Below are 25,467 nucleotides of genomic sequence, written 5' to 3'. Positions count from 1 at the left end.
CCACTGAGATGCAGTTCGGACGGACCTTTGAGGAGTTCGAGGTCGGGGCGGTCTACAAGCACTGGCCCGGGAAGACGGTCACCGAGTACGACGACCACCTCTTCTGCCTCCTCACCATGAACCACCATCCGCTCCATATGGACGCCCACTACGCCGAGGAGACCACCGACTTCGGCCGGAACGTGGTGGTGGGCAACTACATCTACTCGCTGCTGCTCGGCATGTCGGTGCCGGACGTCTCCGGCAAGGCCATCGCCAATCTGGAGGTCGAGTCGCTGAAGCATGTGGCGCCGACCTTCCACGGCGACACGGTGTACGGCGAGACCACGGTGCTGGACAAGTGGCCGTCCCGGTCCAAGGACGACCGGGGCATCGTCCAGGTGGAGACCCGGGGGTACAAGCAGGACGGCACCCTGGTCTGCGTCTTCCGCCGCAAGGTGATGGTGCCGACCGGGACGTACATCAAGGCGCGCGGCGGCGAGCAGCCCGGCCGCCCGGAACTCCGCTCGTCCTCGGACTAGAAGCCCCGGACCGGGCGACCGCCGTCATCGGCCGCCCTCCGGCCCCGGGGGCTCCGCAGCAGCCACGCACGCCCTGCGGAGCCCCCGCCTCTCACGACCGTCCTGATGACCTCACCTGACGACCTCACCTGATACGGAGCCGCGCCATGGGACGCCTGGCACAGACCGACGGCCTCACCGAGATCCAGCGGGACATCCTCGCCACGGTGCGGGACTTTGTCGACAAGGAGATCATTCCGGTCGCCACCGAGCTGGAGCACCGGGACGAGTACCCGGAGCAGATCGTCGAGGGCATGAAGCAGCTCGGCCTCTTCGGCCTGACCATCCCCGAGGAGTACGGCGGGCTCGGCGAGTCGCTGCTCACCTACGCCCTGGTGGTGGAGGAGATCGCCCGGGGCTGGATGTCGGTGTCCGGCATCGTCAACACCCACTTCATCGTCGCCCATATGATCGGCGCCCACGGCACCCAGGAGCAGAAGGACTACTTCCTGCCCCGGATGGCCACCGGCGAGGTGCGCGGCGCCTTCTCCATGTCGGAGCCGGGCCTGGGCTCGGACGTCTCGGCGATCCGTACCAAGGCGGTGCGCGACGGCGACGACTACCTCATCAACGGCCAGAAGATGTGGCTGACCAACGGCGGCACCTCCACCCTGGTCGCGGTGCTCTGCCGCACCGAGGAGGGCCATGACGCGCCGCACCGCAATATGACCACCTTCCTGATCGAGAAGGAGCCGGGCTTCGGCCCCAACCCCACGGTCCCCGGCCTCACCGTGCCCGGGAAGATCGAGAAGATGGGCTACAAGGGCGTGGACACCACCGAACTGGTGCTCCAGGACGTCCGGGTGCCCGCCGACCGGGTGCTGGGCGGCACCAGCGGCCGGGGCTTCTACCAGATGATGGACGGCGTCGAGGTCGGCCGGGTCAATGTCGCCGCGCGCGGCTGCGGCGTCGCCCGCCGCGCCTTCGAACTGGGCATCCGGTACGCGCAGCAGCGCCACACCTTCGGCAAGCCGATCGCCGAGCACCAGGCGATCCAGTTCAAGCTGGCCGAGATGGCCACCAAGGTCGAGGCGGCCCACCAGATGATGGTGATGGCGGCCCGTAAGAAGGACTCCGGGGAGCGCAACGACCTGGAGGCCGGCATGGCCAAGTACCTCGCCTCCGAGTACTGCAAGGAGGTCGTGGAGGACTCCTTCCGCATCCACGGCGGCTATGGCTTCTCCAAGGAGTACGAGATCGAGCGGCTCTACCGGGAGGCACCGATGCTGCTGATCGGTGAAGGTACGGCGGAGATCCAGAAGATGATCGTGGGCCGCCGGCTGCTGGAGGAGTTCCGGATCGCCGAGTGACCGGAGGAGTGGAGGAGCGGACCCGGGCAGTCGGCTGACCGCCGACTGGTCGAATTCCGGCCACCGGGGCGCCCGCAGGGGCGTGCGGAACCCTGCGGGCGCCGCCGGGTCCTGGCCCTGAGACGCGTCTCACGCCCTTTCACCTTCCACTTGGGGAACCGGTCGGGCACCCGCTACGGTCGTACACGGAGCAGGGGTAGGGCAGCGAGTAGCAGGCGGGTTCCCGATCCGGGCGCTTGCCCACTCACCACCTGCTGCCGATAGCATCCACCGGGACAGCTGCCGTCCCCAGTACCACTCGTCCCCGCGGTGCCCCCCGCGACAAAGGTCTTCGATGCCCTACAGCCCGTCCCCTCACTCCTCCGCCGTGGACCGCGATGCCCTCGTGTCCCCGGAGGCCGGCCGACGTCCCCGTGTGACCCTCGCACGCGGCGCCTCGCCCTGGCTCGTCCCCACCGTCGCCACCGCGGCCGTCTGTACCGCCCTCACCCGGCGCAACGGCAAGTGGGCCCTGGCGGCGGTACCCGTGTCCGCGCTGAGCGCGGGCATGCTGTGGTTCTTCCGCGACCCCGAGCGCGAGATCGGCACCGGCCGGGTCATCTCACCGGCCGACGGTGTGGTGCAGTCCATCGAGGCCTGGCCGGACGGCCGCACCCGGGTGGCCATCTTCATGAGCCCGCTCAATGTGCATGTGAACCGCGCCCCGCTGCCGGGTACGGTCACCTCGGTGGAGCATGTCCCCGGCGGCTTCGTTCCGGCGTTCAACAAGGACAGCGACCGGAACGAGCGCGTGGTGTGGCACTTCGACACCGAGCTCGGCGACATCGAGATGGTGCAGATCGCGGGCGCCGTGGCCCGCCGCATCGTCCCGTACCTGAAGCCGGGTGCCAAGGTCGAGCAGGGTGAGCGGGTCGGCCTGATCCGCTTCGGCTCGCGCGTCGACACCTACCTGCCGTCCGGCGTCGAGGTCGGCGTCCGGGTCGGCCAGAAGACGACTGCCGGGGTGACACGCCTTGACCGTGACTGATCCCGAGACACTGGGTCTCGAACAGGACGAGGAGACGGCGATCCGCCGCCGCCGGTGGGCCCGCGACCGCGAGCTGCGCGCCCCGCGCTCGCCGCAGGCGCTCTCCACCGCCGACTTCCTCACGCTGGGCAACGCCGTCTGCGGCTTCCTGGCGATCTACTCCATGACCACCGGTGTGCTGATCCCGCACATCACCGGCGACGGCTCGGCGCCCACCAACCGGCACAGCGCCGCCATGGCGGTCACCCTGCTGCTGCTCGGTTCGATGTGCGACCTCTTCGACGGGCTGGTCGCGCGCAAGCTGCGCAGCTCGGCGCTGGGTGCCGAACTGGACAACCTGGCGGACCTCACCAGCTTCGGCATCGCGCCGGCGTACTTCGTCGCGGTGTGGGGCATGGTGTCGCCCGACGGCGACCAGCGGCTCTCGGCGTTCATCGCGCTCACCGTGCTGCTGGCGGTGGTGCTGCGGCTGGCCCGCTTCTCGGCCGTGAAGATGCAGCCGGGGGTCTTCCAGGGCATGCCCTGCCCGATGGGCGCCATGACGGTGATCGCCATCGTGCTGCTGGACCCGCCGTTCATCCCCGCCATGATCGCCATCTTCGGTGTCGCCTACCTGATGGTGAGCCGCATCGAGTACCCCAAGCCGCAGGGCCTGCTCGCCACCGCGACGCTCTGCTGGATCGTGGTCTCCATCGGCTGCCTGGCCGCCTGGGCGGCGGGGCTGCCCGGCGGCGATGTGCTGCTGCACGTGGGTGCCACCGCGCAGATCGCGCTGGCGGCGATGGCGCCGCTGCTGGTCATCCGGCGCAAGGTCAACCAGAAGGTCTGCGACGTCCGCGCCCGCCGCGCGGAGTCCCGGCTGGGCTGACCGCCACCGCCCCCGGAGGGGCCCGAGTCCGGATGGACTCGGGCCCCTCCGCCGTCTCCGGCCCCTGCCGGGCAGACCACCGGCGGCGCGATCACCGACAAGGTCCGGCAGCCGCCCTGGAGCCGCAGCGCGGTCAGTAGCGCCACCGGGTCGCGGCGGCCACCTCTTCGGGGGTGGCGTCGGCGTACAGCTCGGCCTCACCCTGCCGGACGGCGCGGAACGCCTCGTGCAGCACCTCGCCCATCGCCTCGCGCAGCAGCTCGGACCGCTCGAAGTGGCCGATCGCCTCCGGCAGCGACTGCGGCAGCCGCTCCACGCCCAGCCGCGCCGCCTGCTCGGGCGGCCAGGTCGCCGGGTCGCCGTGCGCCTCCGGCGGCAGGGTGCGCCCGGCCTCCAGTCCGGCCAGCCCGGCGGCGATCACCGCGCCGACGGCGAGATACGGGTTGGCGGCGCCGTCGAAGCACTTGACCTCGACATTGGCCGCGCTGCCCTCCTCCCCGGACGAGCCGGTGACCAGCCGCAGGGCCGCCTCCCGGTTCTCCCGGCCCCAGCACCGGTAGGCCCCCGCCCAGTGCGACGGGACCAGCCGCAGCGGGCTGCCCGGCCCGGGGGCGCCCACCGCCACCAGGGCGGGCAGCTCGGCCAGCACCCCGGCCAGGAACGCCTCCGCCTCCCCGGTCAGCCCATGCGGCCCGGTGCCGCCGTGGCAGAGGTTGGACCCGCCGCGCCAGAGGCTCAGATGCAGGTGGCCGCCATTGCCGACGCCGCCCGCCTCCACGGCCGGGGCGAAGGAGACCCGCAGGCCGTGCCGGGCCGAGACCGCCCGCACGGTCTGCCGCACCAGTACGCAGGTGTCGGCGGCGGCCACCGGGTCCTCCGGCGCGACCGACAGCTCGTACTGGCCGGGCGCGTACTCGGGATGCACCTGGTGGACGGCGATGCCCTGCTCATCCAGGGCCCGCAGCAGATCGCGCAGGCAGTCGGAGAGGTCGATCACCCGCCCCATGCCATAGGCGGGGCCCCGGGTCGGGTACGCGATCTCCTCGGGCGGCCCGTCGGCGCGGGCGGCCACCCACTCCACCTCGAAGGCGCAGCGGAACTCCAGGCCGAGCGCCAGCGCCCGGTCGACCATCCGGCGGGCGAAGCGGCGCTGGCAGCCGGGGTGCGGGGTGCCGTCCTGGGTGTAGCGGTCCACGGGCGCCCACGCCCAGCCGGGCTGGGCGGCCAGCGGCACCGCCCGGTCGAGGTCGGGGAAGAGCCGCAGGTCGCCGCCGGGGCCGCCGATGAAGCGGCTCTCGGTGATCGAGTCGTCGACCAGGAAGACGTCGAAGATCGGCGACATGCCGACGCCCCAGGCGGCGGCGTGCTCCAGCCTGCGTACCGGCACTCCCTTGACCCGGGTGAGGCCCGCGTTGTCCACCCACGTCAGCAGGACTCCGGCGGCGCCCTCGGCGTGCAGCCGCGCGGCGACCAGCCGGGCCTCCTCGGCCCTGGCGGTCCGGTCCCGCGACCACTGCTCGTCGTCCATCGCGGCCGGTGTCCCTTCGTCGGCTCCACGGTCCCCGCCATGGTGTCGCGGCAGGTGGGCGCCGCGATAGCCCCCCAGAGGGTGATCAGCAGCAGGCCGCCCCCGCCCGCCGCCCCCTCACCCGGGAGGGGTCAGGCCCCGCCATGGTGAACGCCGAAGACACAGCGGCAGGCAGCGCCCAGGCACATCGGCACCCTCAACCGCCGGCCCCCACCCCCGGAGGGGTCAAGCCCCCCCGTGGTGGACACCGACCCCGACCCCTCTCAGCCTCCCGGGACGGGGACAAGCCGCCGTGGTGGCCCCTGGCCCCGACCCCCCGCACCCTCCCCGGAGGGGTCAAGCCCCCCGTGGTGAACGCCGAAGGCACAGCGGCGGGCCGCGCCGAGACGCATCGGCATCCCCAACCGCCGACCCCCACCCCCGGAGGGGTCAACCCCCACCGTGGTGAACACCGACCCCCTCGCCCTCCCCGGAGGGGTCAAGCCCCCCCGTGGTGGACGCTGAAGGCGCTGCGGCGGGCCGCGCGGGCGACTGCCGGGTCGGGGTGGGTCTGGGCGACGGCGGTGAGCACCGAGGCGGCGCGCGGGTGGCCGGACTGGCGGGCCCGGGTGAAGAGGCGGTTGGGGTCGCCCACGGCGGCGGCCTCCACGTGCCCGACCAGCAGCACCGTGTCCCCGTGGTCCAGCACGGCGGCGCCGGTGTCCACCCAGAGCCAGGCCGCGTCCTCGCGGGTGAGCACGTCGGCGGGGACCACACCCTCCTCGTCCGACTGCTCGGCCAGCCAGAGCAGCGCATACGGCCGCAGCACAGGCTCCTCCGCAGCCGCCCGCACCGCCTGCTCGGCCGTGCCGCCGGCCACCCGCAGCGCCTCGAAGGCGAGGCCGCGGACCAGCGCGTCGTCGCCCCGGGCGGCCTCCAGCAGTTCGGAGACGGCGCGGTCCACGGGTCGGGCCGCCACCCAGGCCCGGTACTCGGCGCGGGCCGGGCCGGGCGAGTAGCGGGCGCAGGCGGTGAGCAGTTCCAGGGCGCTCTGCTCGATGTGGCCGGCGGCGGTCTGCGCGACCGTGCAGATCTCCTCCAGCTTCGCCCGTACAGCCCAGTGGCCGAGCGGGGAGAGCCGCACGGACGGCTCGACGCCCGGCTCGCCCTGCGGCTCCCGGACGACCGCGCCGACCGCGATCAGCCCGTCGAGCATCCACTCCAGTACGGCGGCCACGTCGGAGGGGGCTGGCGGTGCGCTCTCCTCCTCCGGCGCGTCCGCGTCGCGGGGCTCGCTGCCGCGCACCGCCGAGACGGCGGAGGCGGCGTGCGGCACCGGGGAGAGCGCGGTCGGCCCGACGCCCCCGCCGTGGTGGCGCTCGTCCAGGCCACGGCGGAGCAGTTCCATCAGCTCGCCGTCGGGGACCGGGCCGTCCACCAGGTGGAGGAAGGAGAGCAGTTGCGGTGCCTGGTCCACGGCCTGTCCGGCGAGGACGGCGAAGACTCCGCGCAGGGCGGCCGGCGGTACCGGGGCGAGCAGGGTCCAGGCGTCGAAGAGCGCGGACCAGCCGCGGACCACGGCCTCGTCGTCGTGCTCCCAGGCGTGCAGCCGCCAGCCCGGTCCGGCGCCGCCGTCGCGCAGCTCCACCAGGCCGGTGAGCAGGGCCTGCCCCCATGCCTTGGCGGCGGCGCCGACGGTCATCGCCAGGGCGCGGCCCGCCGCGCGGGCGTCCTCGGGCAGGAGTTCGCCGCGCTTGTCGACGCGGTCCAGTTCACCGGCCCAGTGGGCGATGCGGACGGCGTCGGCCAGCATCCGGCGGGCGAGCGGGGCGAGTTCGGCGGGCACCGGGAAGCCCTCGGGTGCGGGCGCGCGGCCACGCCCCCCGGGGCGGCGCGGCGGGGCCTGCCGACCGGGCTGGGGTGCGTCGCCGACGGTCCGGCGGCGGGGCGTCGAGGCGCCCGGGAGCCGCGTGACGGTGGCACCGGCCCTGCGGCCGGGCGCGGCGGTGCTCCGCCCGGCGGTAGCGGCGGGCGTGGCCGGACCGGCAGGGCCGTCGCCCCCCGGGCCGGAGCGGGCGGTGTTCCGGTCGCCGGCCTTGGGGCCCGCCTCCGGATCGGGGGCGGGGCGTTCGGGTCGGCATGCTGAGGGGAGCTGGGCATCACGGTCGCGCGGGTTCCGAGACGTCACGCCGTGCAGTCTTCCCCGTGTACCGGCCTTCTGTCACATCGCACGGCACGGGCTGCCTCCCCGGGCTCGGAGGGGACCGGGCAAGGAGGACGAATCCGGGCGCACCGCCTGCCCGGAACGTGACCGGAACGTGCCCGGAACGCGCTCACCCTCGGCTCACCCTCGGCTCTCCCGTCGGCTCTCCCGGAGGAAGCCGAGCAGCGCGTCGGCGGTCTCCCGAGGCGCCTCCTCCGGTAGGAAGTGCCCGGCTGCCACGGCCTGCCCGCGCAGGTCCGACGCGTACCCCCGCCAGACGGCCGGCACGTCGTAGGTACGGCCGACAAAGCCGTGCGCGCCCCAGAGCACCAGCGTCGGGCACTGCACCGACTGCGCGGCGCTCGCCGCGTCGTGCTCCAGGTCGATCGTGGCGGCGGCCCGGTAGTCGGCGCAGGACGCCGCGACCGCCTCCGGGGTGGAGAAGCAGCGGACGTACTCCCGCATGGCCGCAGGGTCCGACTCCGCGCCCGGCCGGTGCTGCGCCGACATCAGGGCGCGCAGCCAGAACTCGGGATCGGCGCCGATCAGCCGTTCGGGCACCCCGTTGCCGAGTGCCAGGAAGAACCAGTGGAAGTACGCCGTGGCCAGCGCCCGGTCCACGTGCCCGAAGGCGTACCGGGTCGGCACGATGTCGAGCAGGGCCAGCGCGCCGACCGCCTCCGGCGCGTCCAGCGCCAGCCGGTGGCCCACCCGGGCGCCCCGGTCGTGGCCCACCAGGGCGAACCGCTCATGTCCCAGGGCCCGCATCACCAGCAGTTGGTCCCGGGCCATGGCCCGCTTGGCGTAGGGCTCGGCGGCCGGGCCCGGGGCGGGCTTGTCGCTGTCGCCGTAGCCGCGCAGGTCGGTGAGGACGACGGTGTGGTCCGCCGCCAGCCTCGGCGCGACCAGGTGCCAGGTCAGATGGGTCTGCGGGTAGCCGTGCAGCAGCAGGACCGGCGGCCCGTCGCCGCCGACCGCGCAGTTGATCCGGACCCCGTCCGCTTCGATGCGCCGGTAGCGGAAGGTGTCCGGCAGCGGAACGCCCATGGGCGGCCTCCTTGGAGGTGTGGTCGCACCCCCGGCGCCGGTCCTCTCAGACCAGGGGGGTCAGAAAGCGGCGCAGGGCCTCCTCGTAGCCCGGCGGGTCGGCGTTCCAGAGGGCGGCGTGCTCGGCGCCGGGGACGGTGTGCAGGGTGACCAGGTCCTCGCGGGCGTCGGCGAGGCGCCGGGCGACGGGCAGTGGGGCGACGGTGTCGTCGGGGCTCTGGAGGATCAGGGTGGGAACGTCCAGCCCCTCGCCCCGGCCGAGCCGGGCGAACTCCCCCAGGTCCACGCCGGAGCGGCCCTGGGCGGCCCGTACGCCCAGCTCGGCGAGGGCCGGGGGCACGCCCCGGCGGGTGGCCTGGCGGCGGACGGCGGCGGGCCAGTCGAGGACCGGCGAGTCCAGGACCAGCCCGCCCACCGCGTCACGCCAGGAGGAGTGGGCGGCCGTCTGGAGGGCCATGGTGGCGCCCAGCGACCAGCCGTACAGCAGGACGTGCCGGGCGCCGTCCTGCAACGCCAGGCGGACGGCGGCCTCGACGTCGCGCCACTCGGTCTCGCCGAAGTGCCCCAGGCCGTCCGGGGAGCGCGGGGCGCCCTCGTCGTTGCGGTAGGTGATGGCCAGCACCGGCAGCCGGAAGGAGTACAGCAGCGGCAGGATCGGCAGCACCTGGCTGCGGTCGGCGCCCGGGCCGTGCACGGCGACCACCCAGAGGTCGCGGATGCCGGGCACGTACCAGGCGGGCATCGGGCCCAGTTCGCCGCGCACCCAGGTCTGGTCGAAGTCCAGGCCGAGCGCGCTGCCCGGGTCGCCGACCAGCACCCGGGGGGTCAGGGAGACCCTGGCGCCCGGGGTCGGCGGTGTGCCGTCGACCCGCTCCAGGCGGCGGACGACGGTCTGGGCGTCGGTCTCCAGCACCTCGCCGACCACCGCGTGGCCGCCCGGCCACTCCAGGGCGTACGTGCCGCGCCGGGAGGTCTGCGGCGCCCGGGTCAGCGCGACCCGGCCCGCCGCCGTGGAGTGCACCCGCAGCCCCCCGGCCGCCGCCGCCTGCATCCGCGGCCGCACCGCCCGGTCGGACACCGCACGTCCCACGAGCACCGCGACCGCTCCGGCGCCCACCGCGGTGGCGGCCGCAACGGCCGCCACGGTTCCCCATCGCATATCGCTCCCCGGTCTCGTCCTCTGCCCAGTCCACTACCCGCGCCGGGGCCCGGCCATCGGTGCGGGTTCGTACGGGTGAGCGAGGTCCGGCCGGTCCGACGATGTGCAGGGCGGCGGGCCCGGTACCTGCCACCCTGTCCGTTGCCGGGGCGGCCTGCCGGACATAGCCTCCGGACACGGCACAAGCAACAAGGCAGGTCACCCGTGGTTCCCTCCGGTCCCGACGCGCTCCGCAACGGCGGGGTCTCCTTCTGGTACTCCTCGATCGGGCTGCCGGAACCCCGCCCGGCACTGCCCGGCCCGACCGAGGCCGATGTCTGCATCGTCGGCGGCGGCTTCACCGGGCTCTGGACGGCGTACTACCTCAAGAAGGCCGACCCGGGGCTGCGGGTGGTGGTGCTGGAGCGCCGCTTCTGCGGCTACGGCGCCTCCGGCCGCAACGGCGGGTGGCTCTACAACGGCTTCGCCGGGCGCGGCGCCTTCGCGCGGCGGTACGGGCGGGAGGCCGCCCAGGCCATGCAGCGGGCGATGAACGGCGCGGTACAGGAAGTGCTGCGGGTCGCGGCGGCGGAGGGGATCGACGCGGACGTGGCCGAGGGCGGCGTGCTGGAGGTCGCCCGGACACCCGCGCAACTGGCCCGGCTGGGAGCCTTCGTCGAGGAGGAGCACGCCTTCGGCGAGACCGACCGGACCCTGCTGACGGCGGCGGAGACCGCAGACCGGATACGGGTGGCCGGGACGCTCGGCGCCACCTGGAGCCCGCACGGCGCCGGTATCCAGCCCGCCAAGCTGGTGCAGGGCCTGGCGCGGGCGGTGGAGGCGCTGGGCGTACGCATCCACGAGGCGACCCCGGTGACCGCGATCCGCCCGGCGTCGGCCACCGCGCGCGCTGTGGCAGCCACCCCGTACGGGGAGGTGTCGGCGGACTTCGTACTGCGGGCCACCGAGGGGTTCACCGCGCAGCTGCGCGGCGAGAAGCGCACCTGGCTGCCGATGAACTCGGCGATGGTGGTCACCGAGCCGCTGCCGGACGCCTTCTGGGCGGAGACCGGCTGGGTGGGCCGGGAGATGCTGGGCGACTTCGCGCACGCCTATATGTACGCGCAGCGCACCGCCGACGACCGGATCGCGCTGGGCGGGCGCGGCGTGCCGTACCGGTTCGGCTCGGGCACCGACGCGGACGGCGGCACCCAGCAGCGGACGGTCCGTCAACTGCGGGACATCCTGGTGCGGTTCTTCCCCGGCGCGGCGGACGCGCGGATCGAGCAGGCATGGGCGGGCGTGCTGGGCGTACCGCGCGACTGGTGCTCCACGGTCGAGCTGGACCGGGCGTCGGGGCTCGGCTGGGCCGGCGGCTACGTCGGCAGCGGGGTCACCACCACCAACCTGGCCGGGCGCACCCTGCGCGACCTGGTCCTGGGCCGGGAGACCGCACTCACCCGGCTCCCCTGGGTCGGCCACACGGTCCGCCGCTGGGAGGTCGAGCCGCTGCGCTGGCTGGGCGTCCACAGCCTCTACGCCGCCTACCACGCCGCCGACCGCCAGGAATCCACCGGCCGCCCCACCACCTCCCCCCTCGCCCGCATCGCCGACCTCATCTCCGGCCGCCACTGACCCGCAGCCACCCGCTTGCACATAGTGCGCGCGCTAAGCAGCCCCTCGCCACCTGCCTTTTCGCAGGTCAATGGAGGTTTGACGATCCGTCGGCGTACGTGGATGTGCGCTGAAGCCCGTGGCTGTTGCCGTCGCCGCTGCCGCCAGAGGCGTAGACCAGCTGTCTCTTGCTGTCGGCTGCGCGCGTGATCTCAGTGCCACGCTCCGCGAGACCACCCACACCCGCTACACCGCCTGCGTCAACCAGTACCCTGCCGACCAAGACCATCAGCTCGGAACGCCGCATTGCTCTCCCGGCCCGCGTGCGTCGCCTCGCTCCACCCGCACCCCACCGTGACCGGTAGGCCCGCGAGAAGCAGCAGGCCGACGCAGAGTGGGTGGACAACGACCTCGTCTTCACCCGCCCGGACGGCCACCCCATCGAACCCGCCACCCTCACACGCCACTTCAACGCGCTACTCCGCCCCCCGCCTGCGGGCGATCCGGTTCCACGATCTGAGGCACTCGACTGCGACCCTGCTCCTGGAACAGGGCGTCGAACTCGTCGTCATCAAGGAGCTGTTGGGTCACGCCCACATCGGCGTTACCGCGACGGTGTACGCCCACGTCCGCCTACGGCTCCAGCGCCAGGCTATCGACCTGCTCGGCCACGCCCCACGCGACCTCGCGGAGCCGACCACCGAGCCCGGCGGCGGCGACGACTCATCAGTTTGTGCAGCACCCGTCCGCTGACGTTGCCGTCAACTAGTGCCGTCAGACACCCCAGGGGCCCCACTGGGGGTGCATCCGGTGGGGCCCCTACGGCTATGCTCCATAGGGAAAATACGCGTTCCTAGGCCACGCCTTTCGCCAACCCGCGATAACTCAACTCCATGGCTCCGAGGGCATTTCGGAGGCCAGGAAGCCCTCTCTCCCGCAGGAGATCTACCGATTCCCGTTGACAGGAAAGCTCGAATTCTCGAAGGCTGGTACGGCCATCAATAAGAACTGCTTCGGGCCAAGCCGAAGCCGTCTCAACCGCCTTCTGGAAAATGGCCACATGAGCCTCTGACGGTTCGCCGATTTCAGCATCCAACAAGGCAAGAACATCCGCCAAGAGATTGAATCCAGAAAGAGCAAACTGGCGCGTCTGCTCGACGCCGGAGAATGTAGCAGTCAGCCGCTGGCATGCCTTCTTAGCGATACGGACCACATCAGCGTTCAGGTGTCGACCTTCGCACGACCTCAGTCCAGCGCGCACACCAGCATCCGCCTGATAGTAGAGGTCCCCTCTCCCGTCAGCGTCAGCAAGGATGTATAGCCCACCACCGATTCTCAACGCTGCAACGCAGCTCAGCGCTCTAGAATCCGCACCGTCCAGCACAGTGCCGAGTGATGACTCAGGCATCGAAGCCTCCTTCCAGGTGACTCACGGCTCGCGTACTACCACTCCGCTGTGGTGGCAGATGTCAAGGTAGCACCTCTCCGAGTGAGGAAGTCCTCACAGGCAGGACAGATTGGTCGGCTGACCACCATGAATCTTGGCTGCAATTGCAACCCTCCCGCCACCTCATTGAATAGCTTCACTTCGGCATGCCAGAGGTTATCCCGTGTCACCAACTTAGCTGGCTGCGGAACGCGGAATCCAAATTCCGTATGTCCAAGGTCGGGAAGCTCTCCAAATTGTGCTGGCGTCATATCAGCCCGTGCACCAACGGCGTAGAAGTCGAGCCCGCCATTCACTCCAGGGACATCGGCATGAAGTCCGCCCATTGTCCTGAACCCAGCACCCGCTCCAGCCGAATCCGTCAGATCATCCACTCGGGACTGAACATGGCCATGGCCGGAAATCGTGCACAAATTAGACGGGCCGTCCGTATTGTGCACCAAGATCGGTGTCGAACCAGCCAGGACATAGTACGTGTGGAGGCCGTCGATGGTGAGGTCGTAGGTGGTGCGGGTGGCGGTGTAGGAGTGGACGTTGAGGATCTCGGTGGTGGTGGAGGAGGCGTTCTGGAGTTTGTGGTGGGGCTTGAGGTCGGCGGCCTGGGTCCAGGTGTCGGTGGTGGCGTCGTAGAACTGGTGGTGCCGGGTGGTCTGGATGGTCTTGGGGCCGGACTCGGTGGCGATGGTGACGTCGACGAAGTCGTGGTCGGTCTTGGTGACGATCACGGCGTCGACGTGGTGGGTTTCGTTCTTCTTGTTGCCCGGTGCGGCGTTGAGGATGAGGTCGCCGACCTGGATCTGGCTGATCGGCTTGGTGTGGCCGGCGGCGAGCAGGACGGGGGTGGCGGCGCTGAAGCTGTGGGGACCCCCGCAGCCTGCGCGCTTGCCGAGCCCACCGGCGGCGCCGAGGACGCCTCCCATGGCCGCTCCGGTCGCGGCACCGGAGGCGATGGCCTTGACCGCGCCTCCCGCGCTGCACTCCGCGCCCCCGGCGCAGTTGAGCGAGTAGTCGGTCGCATTGGCTGCGGCGCCACCGGCGGCGCCGCCCACGGCGCCGCGGACCGCTCCGCTGACGACGCTGCTGACCACCCCCTGGCCGAGCGCGCTCTTGACCGCCGTCTGTACGCCGGCGCTGATCGCGCCGTCCACCGCGCCGCCCACCGCGCCGCCGGCCAGGCCGATGGCCGCGCCTTCGACTGCCGCGGTGGCGAGCCCGCCTAGCGTGTGCTTGCCCGGGGCGAGGGCGTAGGAGATCGCGCTGCTGGCCGCGCCGGCGACCGCTCCGCAGGCGACGACTCCGGCTCCCCCGGTGGCTGCGGCACATGCGGCGTAGGTCGCCAGGCCCACCACGGTGCTCGCCAGCACCGGGTGCTTCTTGGCGAACTTCACGACCGCCTTGCCGGCCTTCTTCACCGTGCGGGCGACGGCCTTGGCGCCGTGTTTGACGGTGCGAACGGCGGCGTGGGCTATGTGTTTGACACGGGCGACGGCGTGATGCGCGACCTGTCGTGCGCGGTGGTAGACGTGCTGCACATGGTGGACGACATAGACCCGCGCGTCATTGATCCTGCGGACGGCCTTCTTCGCGACGTGCTTGGCGGTGTGGACGGCCTTCTTGACGACCTTCTTGGCCACCTGCTTGGCAGCGTGGTACTCCTGCCGGGCGAAGTTGACCGCGTCGTAGTAGGTCGCGGTGGCATAGCTGGTCGCATAGCTGACGGTGGCGTGGTAGGCCGAGCTGGCTGCGTGGGTGACCGTATGGGCCGCCGACTTGAGGGAGCCCATCAGGCTCCAGTGGCCGGTCGGGTCGGTGCCGGTGAGCGGGTTGTCGTCGGCGTAGGCGAACCGGTCGGCATGGACGGAGGCGGGGACCGGGTTGAGGCCGACGGTGTCGCGGCTGGTGAACTGGCCGATGCTGGGGTTGTACCAGCGGGCGGCCATGTCGACCTGGTTGGTGTCCGGGTCGGTCCACTCGGACTGGTATCCCAGGTGGCCGAGCATTCCGCTGGTCGCGGTGACCTTGCCGAACGGGTCGTAGGTGGTCGAGCCGGTCAGTGCGGCGCCGGAGTCGGTGAACTGCGCGACCACGTCGTCATGCAGATCGGTCATCGCCAGTACCGCGACGCCTCCGGTCCGCACCCCGACCAGCCCGCCCTCGGGGTCGCGGCCGTAGCTGGCCCCGCCGTCGGAGGCGAGGTCGTTGCCGACGCCGGTGTAGGAGAACGTCTGCTGGTCGAGTCCGGTGCCTGCGGTGACCACCCGGTCCAGACCGTCGTAGGCGTAGCTCTGGCCGCCCTGGCTGATCACGCGGTTGAAGGCGTCGGCTGCGGTCGTGGTGGCGCTGCCGAGTTCACTGGTGGTGGTGCGCAGGGTGCCGCGCGGGGTGTAGGCGTAGCTGTTGTGCCCGTCCGAGGTCAGCTCGTTGCGGGCGTCATAGGTGTAGGTGTCGCAGCCGACGCGGGTGCGGTTGCCGGAGGCGTCGTAGCTGTAGCCGGTGGTGGCGGTGCCGTTGTTCCAGGAGGTGAGCCGGTCGGCCCAGTCGTAGGTGTAGGTGTGGGCGGCGGCGCCGACGACGCCGGTGGTGGTCTTCGAGGTCTCGTTGTCGTTGAGGTCGTAGCCGTAGCTGATGGACGCCTCGGTCGACCCGCCGGGGTTGGTCAGTACGTCGCTGGTCAGCCGGTGCAGGGCGTCGTACCCGAGGCTGCGGGTGGCCTTTCCGGTGCCGTAGCTGTTCTGGCTCGACGCATAGCCGAGGTAGAAGCCCGAGTGCCAGGAGGCGTCCTGCGCTACGGCGGTGTAGTTGTGTGCGGTCCCGTTCACCTTCACCCACGCCGACACGGTGAAGCTTCCGGTGGTGTCGACCACCGGGCCGTCCGTGCTGATCGCGGCGTCGGTCCCGTTGAACGCGGCGCTGCCGCCGTGGTCGGTGGACCAGGTCACGCCGCCGTTCACGGTCGCGGTGCGGTGGGAGCCGGAGGAGTCGGCCGCTTCGGCGCCGCCGGTCTCGCCGAGCTTCCAGCGGCCCACCGGGGCGGTGGAGCCGTCGTGGACGGTGGTGGAGCCGGGGTTGCCCAGCGCGTCATAGGTGGCGGTGGTGGTCTCCGGCGTGCCCGAGGCTCCGGTGTGGACGCTCATCACCACGTGGTCGTCCGGGTCGTAGGAGACCTTGGTGGTCCGGGCCAGGTTGGCCGGGTCCAGCGTGGTGGCAGTGGTCCGCGAGGCGGCGTCCACCGTGTAGGTGGTGGTGGTCGCACCGTTGTTGGTGACCTGGCGGACCATGTTCCCGGCGGCGTCGTAGGTGTACTTCGGCTGGGTGGTGGTCAGCTGGCGGCCGTCGAGGTCGAAGGTGTAGTCGGTCTCCCCACCGGCCGGGTCGACCTCCCGGATCATGTTCCCGTAGATGTCGTAGCCGTAGCTGGTGGTCTGCGTCGTTTGGTCAGCAGCCGGCCGAGGTTGTCATAGCTGAAGGTGACGGTGCCGCCGTTGGGGTCGACGATCCGCGCCACATCGCCGTTGTGGTTGTAGGTGTACGACTGCCGTGCCCCGCTGGGGGTGACCGTCGATGCGAGCAGGTACGCGGGCGCATAGCCGGTGTCCGCGGCCGAGGTCGTGGCCGCGGTGTAGGTCGTCGTGGTGGTGCGGCAAGTCGACGGCACCCGGGGTGGGGCGGGTTTGGACCGGGCGAGGGCGGCAAGCCGCAGAGAAGGCCGTGCTGCTGAGGCGCGTATTCCCCATCCGGACGGCCGATGCCCCATGGCGGCGCAGGACCAGCCGCCGCGTCCGTGCCCGAGCCCAGGCGGTTTCCATGATCATGCTCGTCGGCCTGCTGGTCCCGCCCGTGCTGCTGCTGCTCATCCTGGGCATGTCCTGGCTGGAGGACCGGGTGTTCGGCCCGCAGGCGGGCGAGGTGGCGGAGGCAGTGGTGGCGGAGGCAGTGGAAGTGGAGCCGGTGGAGCAGCCGCAGGATCTCGCGGTGCGCCGGCTCGCCCGGGTCACGGCGGCGCGCGGCCGGGCCCGGCACCGGGCACGGTCGGCCGCCTGAGCGCCCCCCGAGCACCCTGCGAGCGTCCTGTGACGCATCGCTCCCAGGGCTGTATTGACGCTGCGACCTGGGGCGTGGTGGGATCTTTGCGCCAATACGGAGGCATGGAGAGGAAGCCGGTGCGAATCCGGCGCGGTCCCGCCACTGTCACCGGGGAGCACCCTCGACCGATGGTCACGGCAGCCGGAAGCACGGCCGCTGGAAGGCCCGGGGGTGTGCCGATCCGGGAGCCAGGAGACTCTCGCCTCCGCTCGTCGATCCAGGGCGCGGACCCTGAGTGAGGACACGCACGCCATGCAGGCTGCCCGGTTCGCAGGCCGACCTTCGGGGTCCACGACCGCTCGTCGCAGCGGCTGACCGGCGTGCGCACGCACACCGCCTTCGCGGTGGGTGCCGTCGCCGGGTATGCCGTGGACGCCCTGCTCGCCGACCCCCGCCGGGGTCATCCGGTCGCCGCCTTCGGTTCGGCCGCCGCCGCGCTGGAGCGGCGGCTCTGGCGTGACCACCGGGGAGCCGGGGCCGCCTTCACCGCGCTCTGCGTGGGCGGGGTCGCCGCCGGGGCGGTGGCGGCCGAGCGCACGGTGGGCCGTTCGGCGTCCGCGCGGGCGCTGCTGGCCGCCGGGGCTGTCTGGACCGTACTCGGCGGCACCTCGCTGACCCGGGAGGCCCGCACCGTCGCCGCCGCCCTCCAGGCCGATGACCTGGACGCCGCGCGGGCCCGGCTGCCGCACCTGTGCGGGCGTGACCCGCGCCATCTGGACCGCGACGGGCTGGCCCGGGCGGTGGTGGAGTCGGTCGCCGAGAACACCGCCGATGCCGTGGTCAACGCCCTCACCTGGGGCGCGCTCGCGGGCACGCCCGGTCTGCTGGCCTTCCGCGCGGTGAACACCCTGGACGCCATGGTGGGCCACCGCTCCCCGCGCCAGCTGCGCTTCGGCTGGGCCTCCGCCCGGCTGGACGACGCGGCGGGCTGGCCCGGCGCCCGGCTGACCGCGCTGCTGACCGTCGCCGCCGCGCCCGAGCCGGGCCGGGCCTGGCGGGTGTGGCGGCGCGACGGCTCGGCGCACCCCAGCCCCAACGCCGGGCAGGCCGAGTCCGCCTTCGCGGGTGCGCTGGGCGTGCGGCTGGGCGGGACGCTGGCGTACGGCAGCCGGGTGGAGCACCGCCCGGTGCTGGGCGCCGAGCTGCGGCCGGTGGCGGTCGGGGACATCGAGCGGGCCTGCCGGCTCTCCCGCCGGGTCGGCCTGCTGGCGCTGGGGACGACGGTGGCCGCCCGGTGGGCGGTCGGCCGACTGCGGAGTACGGGGACACTGCGGAGCACGGGCACCCGGAAGGGGGCGGGGGCGTGAGCGGGGCGCTGCTGGTCGCGGGGACGACCTCGGACGCGGGCAAGAGCGTGGTCACGGCGGGGATCTGCCGCTGGCTGGCCCGGCAGGGCGTGAAGGTGGCGCCGTTCAAGGCGCAGAACATGTCGCTCAACTCCATGGTCACCGCCGACGGCGCCGAGATCGGCCGCGCCCAGGCGATGCAGGCCGCCGCCGCCCGGGTGGAGCCGGAGGCGGCGATGAACCCGGTGCTGCTCAAGCCGGGCGGCGACGGCCGCAGCCAGGTGGTGCTGCTGGGCCGCCCGGTGGCCGAGGTGGGCGCGCTGGACTACCGGGAGCGCAAGCCGGTGCTGCTGGAGCGGTCCCTGGAGTGCCTGGCCGACCTGCGGCGCCGCTTCGATGTGGTGGTCTGCGAGGGCGCCGGCTCCCCCACCGAGATCAATCTGCGGGACCGCGACATCGCCAACATGGGCCTGGCCACCGCCGCCGGGCTGCCCGTGGTGGTGGTCGGCGACATCGACCGGGGCGGGGTCTTCGCCTCGATGTACGGGACGCTGGCGCTGCTCTCCGCCGAGGACCAGCGGCATGTGGCGGGCTGGCTGGTCAACAAGTTCCGCGGCGACGCCCGGCTGCTCCAGCCGGGGCTGGAGATGCTGGAGAAGCTGACGTCACGCCAGGTCCTCGGGGTGCTGCCGATGCTCTCCGGGCTCTGGCTGGACGCCGAGGACTCGCTCGACCTGGACACCGCCGTGGACCGGGGCGGCGCGGGCACTGCCGCCCCGTACGGCGCCGAGGTGCTGCGGGTCGCGGTGGTGCGGCTGCCCCGGCTCTCCAACTTCACCGACCTGGACGCCCTGGCGCAGGAACCGGGCGTACTGGTGCGCTGGGCCTCCCGGCCCGAGGAGGTCGCCGACGCCGACCTGGTGGTGCTGCCCGGCACCCGGGCCACCGTGGCCGACCTGGCCTGGCTGCGGGAGCGCGGGCTGGCCGACGCGATCAGCGGACGGGCGGCGGCGGGACGGCCGGTGCTGGGCGTCTGCGGCGGCTTCCAGATGCTGTCGCGGCTGATCGTGGACGAGGTCGAGTCCGGCGCCGGGCGGGTGCCGGGGCTGGGCCTGCTGCCGGTCCGGGTGGAGTTCGCCCGGGAGAAGACCCTTGGCCGACCGGTCGGCGAGGCGTACGGGGAGCGGGTGGAGGCATACGAGATCCACCACGGCGTGGTGGCGCTGGAAGGCGGCGAACCGTTCCTGGACGGCTGCCGGAGCGGCGCCGTCTGGGGCACCACCTGGCATGGCGCGCTGGAGAACGACGCCTTCCGCCGTGCCTTCCTGGCCGAGGTCGCCCGGCTCGCCGGGCGGGCCTTCGCCCCCGCCCCCGACAGCTGCTTCGCCGACGCCCGCGAGCAGCGGCTCGACCGGCTCGGCGACCTGATCGAGCAGCACGCCGACACGGCCGCGCTCTGGCGGCTGATCGAGGACGGCGTGCCCGCCGACGGGCCGCCGTTCCTCCCCCCGGGTGCGCCGTGAGCCCCGGCCCCGCCGTGAGCCCGAGCCCCCGTCCCCGCCGCGAGACCGCCCCCGCCGTGAACCGAGAACCAGGAGAGACCCCCATGCCCGGCGCCACCGTGCTGCTGCTGTCCACTGCGGACACCGACCTGCTGGCGGCCCGCGCCTCCGGCGCCCCCTACCGGATCGGCAACCCGACCCGGGTCGATGCCGCCGAGGAGCTGCCGTCGCTGCTGGACGGCGCCGATGTGGCCGTGGTGCGGCTGCTCGGCGGCAAGCGGGCGTGGGAGGACGGGCTGGCCGTCATCGCCGCCTCCGGGGTGCCGACCGTGCTGCTGGGCGGCGAGGCCGTACCCGACGCCGAGTTGATGGCGCTCTCCTCGCTGCCCGCCGGTGTGGTCGCCGAGTCGCTGGCGTACCTGGTCGAGGGCGGCCCGGAGAACCTCGCCGAGCTGACCCGGTTCCTCTCCGACACCGTGCTGCTGACCGGTGAGGGATTCGCGCCGCCGCAGCCGATGCCGCAGTTCGGCGTGCACGGCGGGCGCGAGCAGCGGGAGGGGCGGCCCACGGTGGGCGTGCTCTTCTACCGGGCGCATGAGCTGTCCGGCAACACCGCCTTTGTGGATGTGCTCTGCGATGCGGTGGAGGCCAAGGGCGGCAATGCGCTGCCGGTCTACTGCGGTTCGCTGCGGGGAGCCGACGCCGGGCTGTACGAGCTGCTGGGGAACTGCGACGCGGTTGTGGCCACCGTGCTGGCGGCGGGCGGCACGGTGGCGGCCGAGGCGTCGGCGGGCGGCGAGGACGAGACCTGGGACGTGGGCGCGCTGGCCGAGCTGGATGTGCCGGTGATCCAGGGCCTCTGCCTGACCGGCAGCCGGGCCGCCTGGCTGGAGTCGGACGCGGCGCTGTCGCCGATGGACGCGGCGATGCAGGTGGCGATCCCGGAGTTCGACGGCCGGATCGTCTCGGTGCCGTTCTCCTTCAAGGAGACCGGTGCGGACGATGTGCCGGTCTATGTCGCCGACCCGGAGCGGGCGGCGCGGGTGGCCGGGATCGCGGTGCGGTACGCGGCGCTGAAGCACAAGGCCAACGCGGACAAGCGGGTCTGCCTGATGTTCACGGCCTATCCCACCAAGCACTCCCGGGTCGGCAACGCGGTCGGCCTGGACACGCCCGCCTCGGCGGTGCGGCTGCTGGACGCGCTGCGTGCGGCGGGCTACGCCGTGGACGGCTACCCGGACAACGGCGACGAGCTGATCCACCGGCTGATCGCGGCCGGCGGCCACGATGTGGAGTGGCTGACCGAGGACCAGCTGCGGGCCGCCCCGGCGCGGGTGCCGCTGGCCGACTACCGGCGGTGGTTCGAGGCGCTGGAGCCCGGACTGCGGGAGTCGATGCGCGAGCACTGGGGTGAGCCGCCCGGCGGCCTCTATGTGGACGGCGACGAGATCGTGCTGGCCTCGCTCCGGTTCGGCAGCGTGGTCATCATGATCCAGCCGCCGCGCGGCTTCGGCGAGAACCCGATCGCCATCTACCACGACCCCGACCTGCCGCCCTCGCACCACTACATGGCGGCCTACCGCTGGCTGGAGGCCGCGCAGTCGGAGGGCGGCTTCGGCGCCGACGCCATCGTCCACCTGGGCAAGCACGGCACCATGGAGTGGCTGCCCGGCAAGGGCCTCGGCCTCTCCGCCGAGTGCGCCCCGGACGCGGTGCTGGGCGACCTGCCGCTGATCTACCCGTTCATCGTCAACGACCCGGGCGAGGGCACCCAGGCCAAGCGGCGCGGCCACGCGACCGTGGTGGACCACCTGGTGCCGCCGATGGCCCGTGCCGACACCTATGGCGACCTGGCCAAGCTGGAACAGCTGCTTGATGAGTACGCCCTGGTCAGCGATCTGGACCCGGTCAAGGCCCCGGCCGTGCGGGCGCAGATCTGGACGCTGGTGAAGGCCGCCGAGCTCCACCACGACCTGCATGTGGACGAGCAGCCGGACGACGACGCGTTCGACTCGTTTGTGATGCACATCGACGGCTACCTCTGCGAGATCAAGGACGTCCAGATCCGCGACGGGCTGCACATCCTGGGCGGCGGCCCGGTCGGCGAGGCCCGGGTCAACCTGGTGCTGGCCGTGCTGCGCTCCTCCCAGGTGTGGGGCGGCAAGGCCGATGCGCTGCCGGGCCTGCGGGCGTCGCTGGCGGCCGAGTTCGGCCTGGTCGAGAAGGAGCTGCTGGCCGAGCCCGGCGCGGCGGTGAAGGTCCCGGCCGAGCTGACGGCGCTGGTGGACGGCCCGGCGCGGACCGCCTCCGACGCCGTGGACCTGCTGGAGCAGCTCTGCCGCCGGCTGGCCGAGTCCATGGAGCAGCGCGGCTGGGCGGTGGACGCGGCGGCCGGGCTGGTGGCCGAGGTGCTGGGCCGTGGGGTGTCGGGCCGTGGGGTGTCGGGCCGCGAGGTGGCTGACGCCGTACGGGTGCTGGAGTTCGCCGCCGCCGAGGTGGTGCCCCGGCTGGCGCGTACGACGGATGAGATCACCCATGTGCTGCGGGCGCTGCGGGGCGGCTATGTCCCGGCCGGGCCGTCGGGTTCGCCCACCCGAGGGCTGGTCAATGTGCTGCCGACCGGCCGCAACTTCTACTCGGTGGACCCCAAGGCCATCCCGTCCCGGCTGGCCTGGGAGGTCGGCCAGGCGCTGGCCGACTCCCTGGTGGCCCGCTACCTCCAGGACACCGGCGAGCACCCCCGGTCGGTCGGGCTGACCGTCTGGGGCACCTCCTGCATGCGCACCCAGGGCGACGACATCGCCGAGATCCTCGCCCTGCTGGGCTGCCGCCCGGTCTGGGACGACGCCTCCCGCCGGGTCACCGGCTTCGAGGTGATCCCGCTGGCGGAGCTGAACCGGCCCCGGATCGATGTCACGGTGCGGATCTCCGGGTTCTTCCGCGACGCCTTCCCGCATGTGGTGGCGCTGGTGGACGACGCCGTACGGGCCGTGGCGGAGCTGGACGAGCCCGCCGACCGCAACTACGTCCGCGCGCACGCCGACCAGGACACCGCCGAGCACGGCGACCGGCGCCGCGCCACCGCCCGGATCTTCGGCTCCAAGCCGGGCGCCTACGGCGCGGGCCTGCTGCCGCTGATCGACGCCCGCAACTGGCGCTCCGACGCCGACCTGGCCGAGGTCTACGCCGTCTGGGGCGGCTACGCCTATGGGCGCGGTCTTGAGGGCCGGGCCGCGCGCGGGGACATGGAGCAGGCGTTCCGGCGGATCTCGGTCGCGGCGAAGAACGTCGACACCCGTGAGCACGACCTGGTCGACGCGGACGACTACTTCCAGTACCACGGCGGCATGGTGGCCATGGTCCGCCATCTGACCGGCACCTCCCCGGAGGCGTATGTCGGCGACAGCGCGCTGCCCGACCAGGTGAGGACCCGCACCCTGGGCGAGGAGACCCACCGGGTCTTCCGGGCCCGGGTGGTCAACCCGCGCTGGATGGCGGCGATGCGCCGGCACGGCTACAAGGGCGCCTTCGAGATGGCCGCCACCGTGGACTACCTCTTCGGCTACGACGCCACGGCGGGCGTGGTCGACGACTGGATGTACGAGAAGCTGGCGGCGGAGTACGTCTTCGACCCCACCAACCAGGACTTCATGAAGAAGTCCAACCCCTGGGCGCTGCGCGGCATCACCGAGCGCCTGCTGGAGGCCGCCGACCGGCAGCTGTGGGCCGAGCCGGACCAGCAGACCCTGGACCGGCTGCGCGAGACCTACCTCGAACTCGAAGGCGACCTGGAGGGTGAGGACCGATGAGCGACGCGAGGTATCCGTTCACCGCGATCGTCGGGATGGCCGACCTGCGGCTGGCGCTGCTGCTCAACGCGGTCTCACCGGCCGTCGGCGGGGTGCTGGTGCGCGGCGAGAAGGGCACCGCCAAGTCGACGGCGGTCAGGGCGCTGGCCTCGCTGCTGCCGTCCATCGCGGTGGTGGAGGGCTGCCGGTTCGCCTGCGACCCGGCGGCGCCCGACGGCCAGTGCCCGGACGGTCCGCATGAGCCCGGCACGGCCGCCGCCACCCGGCCGGCCGGGCTGGTGGAGCTTCCGGTGGGCGTCTCCGAGGACCGCATCGTCGGCTCGCTGGACCTGGAGCGGGCACTGGCCGAGGGCGTCAAGGCGTATGAGCCGGGCCTGCTGGCCGCCGCCCACCGGGGGGTGCTCTACATCGACGAGGTCAATCTGCTGCACGACCATGTCGTCGATCTGCTGCTGGACGCCGCCGCCATGGGCCGCTCCTATGTGGAGCGGGAGGGCGTCTCGGTCCGGCACGCCGCCCGCTTCCTGCTGGTCGGCACCATGAACCCGGAGGAGGGCGAGCTGCGTCCGCAGCTGCTCGACCGGTTCGGCCTGACGGTGGAGATCGCCGCCACCCGGGAGCCGGAGCAGCGGGCCGAGGTGGTGCGGCGGCGGCTGGCGTACGACGCCGATCCGAGCGGCTTCGCCGCCCGCTGGGCGGAGGACGAGCGGGCGCTGGCCGAGCGGATCAGCGCCGCCCGGGCGCTGCTGCCCGAGGTGGTGCTGGGCGATGCGGCGCTGCGTCAGATCACCGCCGTCTGCGCCGCGTTCGAGGTGGACGGGCTGCGCGCCGACATCGTGATGGCCCGTACGGCGGTCGCGCTGGCCGCCTGGGCGGGCCGGACCCAGGTGCTCGCGGAGGACGTCCGCACCGCCGCGCAGCTGGCGCTGCCGCACCGCCGCCGCCGCAACCCCTTTGACGCGCCCGGGTTGGACGACGACAAGCTGGACGAGACGCTTCAGCAGCACGCCGGGCAGCAGCAGGACGACGACGACCCGGACCCGGACGGGCCTGACGGCGGGCCCGGCGGGGGCGGGGGCGGCGGCGGGCAGGACGGTGGGCCGCAGGACGGCGCTCCCGACGGCTCCCCCGCCGACGGCGAAGCCCCCGCGCCCGCTGAGAGCTCCGACGGCGGCGAAGGCACGCAGCGCCCCGGCCGGGCGCCGCAGGAGTCGGCACCGGTGGCGGCCGGGGAACCGTACCGGACCCGGGTGCTGAAGGTGCCCGGGGTGGGCCGGGGCACCCAGGGCCGCCGCTCCCGCGCCGAGACCGACAGCGGGCACACCGTCCGGGCCCGGCGGCCCGCCGGGGTGCTGGGCAGGCTGCACCTGGCCGCGACCGTGCAGGCCGCCGCCCCGCACCAGCACGCCCGGGGCCGCGACGGCCGGGCGCTGCTGCTGCGCCGCGACGACCTGCGGGAGAAGGTCCTGGAGGGCCATGAGTCCAACCTGGTGCTCTTCGTGGTGGACGCCTCCGGTTCGATGGCGGCCCGGCAGCGGATGACCGCCGTCAAGGGCGCCGTGCTGTCGCTGCTGATGGACGCCTACCAGCGCCGCGACAAGGTCGGCCTGGTCACCTTCCGGGGCTCCAGCGCCGAACTCGCTCTCCCCCCGACCTCCTCGGTGGAGGTGGGCGCGGCCCGGCTGGAGCAGCTGCCCACCGGCGGCCGTACCCCGCTGGCGGCGGGGCTGCTGCGCGCCCATGAGGTGCTGCGGCTGGAGCGGCTGCGCGACCCGCACCGCCGCCCGCTGCTGGTCGTGGTCACCGACGGCCGCGCCACCGGCGGCCGGGACGCCCTGGGCGACGCCCGCCGCGCCGCCGGGCTGCTGGCGGCGCAGGGCACCGCCGCCATCGTGCTGGACTGCGAGTCCGGCCCGGTGCGGCTCGGCCTGGCGGCCTCGCTCGCCGCCGACCTGGGCGCCTCCGCCGTCACCCTGGAGGAGCTGCGGGCCGACGGCATGGCCGCCCTGGTCCGCGACACCCGGGCCGCGTACGCCACCATCCCCCCGAGCAGGAAGGCGGCCTGA

At 73.1% G+C, this 25,467-nt stretch carries 17 protein-coding genes, 1 pseudogene and 1 riboswitch; of the genes and pseudogenes, 11 read left to right on the top strand and 7 right to left on the bottom strand.

From position 1 onward, the window contains the following. Positions 1 to 8: 8 nt before the first annotated feature. The 4 genes from C7M71_RS24000 (at position 9) to C7M71_RS23985 (ending at position 3,765) form a co-directional block, all read left to right on the top strand. Positions 9 to 521 (top strand): MaoC family dehydratase, encoded by a 513-nt coding sequence (locus C7M71_RS24000; protein WP_111490936.1) that lies wholly within the window; start codon positions 9 to 11, stop codon positions 519 to 521. 146 nt (positions 522 to 667) lie between these two features. Next, the gene (locus C7M71_RS23995; protein ID WP_111490937.1) at positions 668 to 1,870 is read left to right on the top strand and encodes an acyl-CoA dehydrogenase family protein; all 1,203 of its coding nucleotides are present in this window, start codon (positions 668 to 670) and stop codon (positions 1,868 to 1,870) included. Positions 1,871 to 2,204: 334 nt separating this feature from the next. Then, positions 2,205 to 2,897, top strand: coding sequence for a phosphatidylserine decarboxylase (locus C7M71_RS23990; RefSeq protein ID WP_111490938.1), 693 nt, complete (start codon positions 2,205 to 2,207; stop codon positions 2,895 to 2,897). Then, complete coding sequence (locus C7M71_RS23985; RefSeq protein WP_175607733.1) at positions 2,884 to 3,765, top strand: CDP-alcohol phosphatidyltransferase family protein; 882 nt, start codon at positions 2,884 to 2,886, stop codon at positions 3,763 to 3,765. Before C7M71_RS23990 ends, C7M71_RS23985 begins: the two co-directional genes overlap by 14 nt. Before the next feature lie 133 nt (positions 3,766 to 3,898). Here C7M71_RS23985 and C7M71_RS23980 read toward each other — a convergent pair whose 3' ends face one another. The 4 genes from C7M71_RS23980 to C7M71_RS23965 all read right to left on the bottom strand — a co-directional run bounded on the left by C7M71_RS23980 (position 3,899) and on the right by C7M71_RS23965 (position 9,681). Next, on the bottom strand, positions 3,899 to 5,293 hold the full coding sequence (locus C7M71_RS23980; protein WP_111490939.1) for a glutamine synthetase family protein: 1,395 nt from the start codon (positions 5,291 to 5,293) through the stop codon (positions 3,899 to 3,901). Positions 5,294 to 5,771: 478 nt separating this feature from the next. Further along, positions 5,772 to 7,460, bottom strand: coding sequence for a hypothetical protein (locus C7M71_RS23975; RefSeq protein WP_322975192.1), 1,689 nt, complete (start codon positions 7,458 to 7,460; stop codon positions 5,772 to 5,774). 156 nt (positions 7,461 to 7,616) lie between these two features. Next, entirely contained in the window at positions 7,617 to 8,522 is a 906-nt protein-coding gene (locus C7M71_RS23970) for an alpha/beta fold hydrolase (RefSeq protein WP_111495477.1), read from the bottom strand. 46 nt (positions 8,523 to 8,568) lie between these two features. Continuing rightward, the gene (locus C7M71_RS23965; RefSeq protein ID WP_114914532.1) at positions 8,569 to 9,681 is read right to left on the bottom strand and encodes an alpha/beta hydrolase; all 1,113 of its coding nucleotides are present in this window, start codon (positions 9,679 to 9,681) and stop codon (positions 8,569 to 8,571) included. Between the two features lie 204 nt (positions 9,682 to 9,885). Between C7M71_RS23965 and C7M71_RS23960 the strand changes: the two genes are divergently transcribed. Beyond that, positions 9,886 to 11,295, top strand: coding sequence for an NAD(P)/FAD-dependent oxidoreductase (locus tag C7M71_RS23960; protein ID WP_111493537.1), 1,410 nt, complete (start codon positions 9,886 to 9,888; stop codon positions 11,293 to 11,295). 374 nt (positions 11,296 to 11,669) lie between these two features. Continuing rightward, positions 11,670 to 12,027, top strand: a pseudogene (locus C7M71_RS32135) (tyrosine-type recombinase/integrase); the annotation flags it as partial. 100 nt (positions 12,028 to 12,127) lie between these two features. Here C7M71_RS32135 and C7M71_RS30800 read toward each other — a convergent pair. The 3 genes from C7M71_RS30800 to C7M71_RS23945 are packed head-to-tail and all read right to left on the bottom strand — an operon-like array spanning position 12,128 to position 16,376. Next, positions 12,128 to 12,682 (bottom strand): hypothetical protein, encoded by a 555-nt coding sequence (locus C7M71_RS30800; protein WP_162824342.1) that lies wholly within the window; start codon positions 12,680 to 12,682, stop codon positions 12,128 to 12,130. Between the two features lie 35 nt (positions 12,683 to 12,717). Next, complete coding sequence (locus C7M71_RS23950; RefSeq protein ID WP_111493539.1) at positions 12,718 to 16,110, bottom strand: RHS repeat-associated core domain-containing protein; 3,393 nt, start codon at positions 16,108 to 16,110, stop codon at positions 12,718 to 12,720. Further along, complete coding sequence (locus tag C7M71_RS23945; RefSeq protein ID WP_162824341.1) at positions 16,107 to 16,376, bottom strand: RHS repeat domain-containing protein; 270 nt, start codon at positions 16,374 to 16,376, stop codon at positions 16,107 to 16,109. The genes C7M71_RS23950 and C7M71_RS23945 overlap by 4 nt, the downstream gene beginning before the upstream one ends. 149 nt (positions 16,377 to 16,525) lie before the next feature. Between C7M71_RS23945 and C7M71_RS23940 the strand changes: the two genes are divergently transcribed. The 5 genes from C7M71_RS23940 to C7M71_RS23920 all read left to right on the top strand — a co-directional run bounded on the left by C7M71_RS23940 (position 16,526) and on the right by C7M71_RS23920 (position 25,467). After that, positions 16,526 to 16,762: a hypothetical protein gene (locus tag C7M71_RS23940; RefSeq protein ID WP_111493543.1), complete on the top strand. Its 237-nt coding sequence runs from the start codon at positions 16,526 to 16,528 to the stop codon at positions 16,760 to 16,762. 83 nt (positions 16,763 to 16,845) lie between these two features. Further along, a riboswitch (cobalamin riboswitch) is annotated at positions 16,846 to 17,025 on the top strand. A gap of 99 nt (positions 17,026 to 17,124) precedes the next feature. Further along, the gene (locus C7M71_RS23935) at positions 17,125 to 18,111 is read left to right on the top strand and encodes a cobalamin biosynthesis protein (protein ID WP_114914531.1); all 987 of its coding nucleotides are present in this window, start codon (positions 17,125 to 17,127) and stop codon (positions 18,109 to 18,111) included. Continuing rightward, the gene (locus C7M71_RS23930) at positions 18,108 to 19,613 is read left to right on the top strand and encodes a cobyric acid synthase (RefSeq protein ID WP_111494083.1); all 1,506 of its coding nucleotides are present in this window, start codon (positions 18,108 to 18,110) and stop codon (positions 19,611 to 19,613) included. Before C7M71_RS23935 ends, C7M71_RS23930 begins: the two co-directional genes overlap by 4 nt. An 83-nt stretch (positions 19,614 to 19,696) precedes the next feature. Then, positions 19,697 to 23,401, top strand: a complete 3,705-nt coding sequence (cobN, locus tag C7M71_RS23925) for a cobaltochelatase subunit CobN (protein WP_111494085.1) — start codon at positions 19,697 to 19,699, stop codon at positions 23,399 to 23,401. Next, positions 23,398 to 25,467 carry a putative cobaltochelatase gene (locus C7M71_RS23920; protein WP_114914530.1) on the top strand — a complete coding sequence of 690 codons (2,070 nt, stop codon included), beginning with the start codon at positions 23,398 to 23,400 and terminating at the stop codon, positions 25,465 to 25,467. The genes cobN and C7M71_RS23920 overlap by 4 nt, the downstream gene beginning before the upstream one ends.

Source organism: Peterkaempfera bronchialis (genome assembly GCF_003258605.2).
In the GTDB taxonomy this organism is placed as follows: domain Bacteria; phylum Actinomycetota; class Actinomycetes; order Streptomycetales; family Streptomycetaceae; genus Peterkaempfera; species Peterkaempfera bronchialis.
The sequence above is the reverse complement of the archived record's forward strand: the minus strand, read 5'-3'. Positions and strand labels throughout refer to the sequence as shown.

Coding starts and splice junctions, on each gene's coding strand:
- C7M71_RS23920 (WP_114914530.1), top strand. CDS start 23,398: ATGAGCGACGCGAGGTATCCGTTCACCGCGATCGTCGGGATGGCCGAC.
- C7M71_RS23995 (WP_111490937.1), top strand. CDS start 668: ATGGGACGCCTGGCACAGACCGACGGCCTCACCGAGATCCAGCGGGAC.
- cobN (WP_111494085.1), top strand. CDS start 19,697: ATGCCCGGCGCCACCGTGCTGCTGCTGTCCACTGCGGACACCGACCTG.
- C7M71_RS30800 (WP_162824342.1), bottom strand. CDS start 12,682: ATGCCTGAGTCATCACTCGGCACTGTGCTGGACGGTGCGGATTCTAGA.
- C7M71_RS23950 (WP_111493539.1), bottom strand. CDS start 16,110: ATGATCCGGGAGGTCGACCCGGCCGGTGGGGAGACCGACTACACCTTC.
- C7M71_RS23990 (WP_111490938.1), top strand. CDS start 2,205: ATGCCCTACAGCCCGTCCCCTCACTCCTCCGCCGTGGACCGCGATGCC.
- C7M71_RS23965 (WP_114914532.1), bottom strand. CDS start 9,681: ATGCGATGGGGAACCGTGGCGGCCGTTGCGGCCGCCACCGCGGTGGGC.
- C7M71_RS23940 (WP_111493543.1), top strand. CDS start 16,526: ATGATCATGCTCGTCGGCCTGCTGGTCCCGCCCGTGCTGCTGCTGCTC.
- C7M71_RS23980 (WP_111490939.1), bottom strand. CDS start 5,293: ATGGACGACGAGCAGTGGTCGCGGGACCGGACCGCCAGGGCCGAGGAG.
- C7M71_RS23970 (WP_111495477.1), bottom strand. CDS start 8,522: ATGGGCGTTCCGCTGCCGGACACCTTCCGCTACCGGCGCATCGAAGCG.
- C7M71_RS24000 (WP_111490936.1), top strand. CDS start 9: ATGCAGTTCGGACGGACCTTTGAGGAGTTCGAGGTCGGGGCGGTCTAC.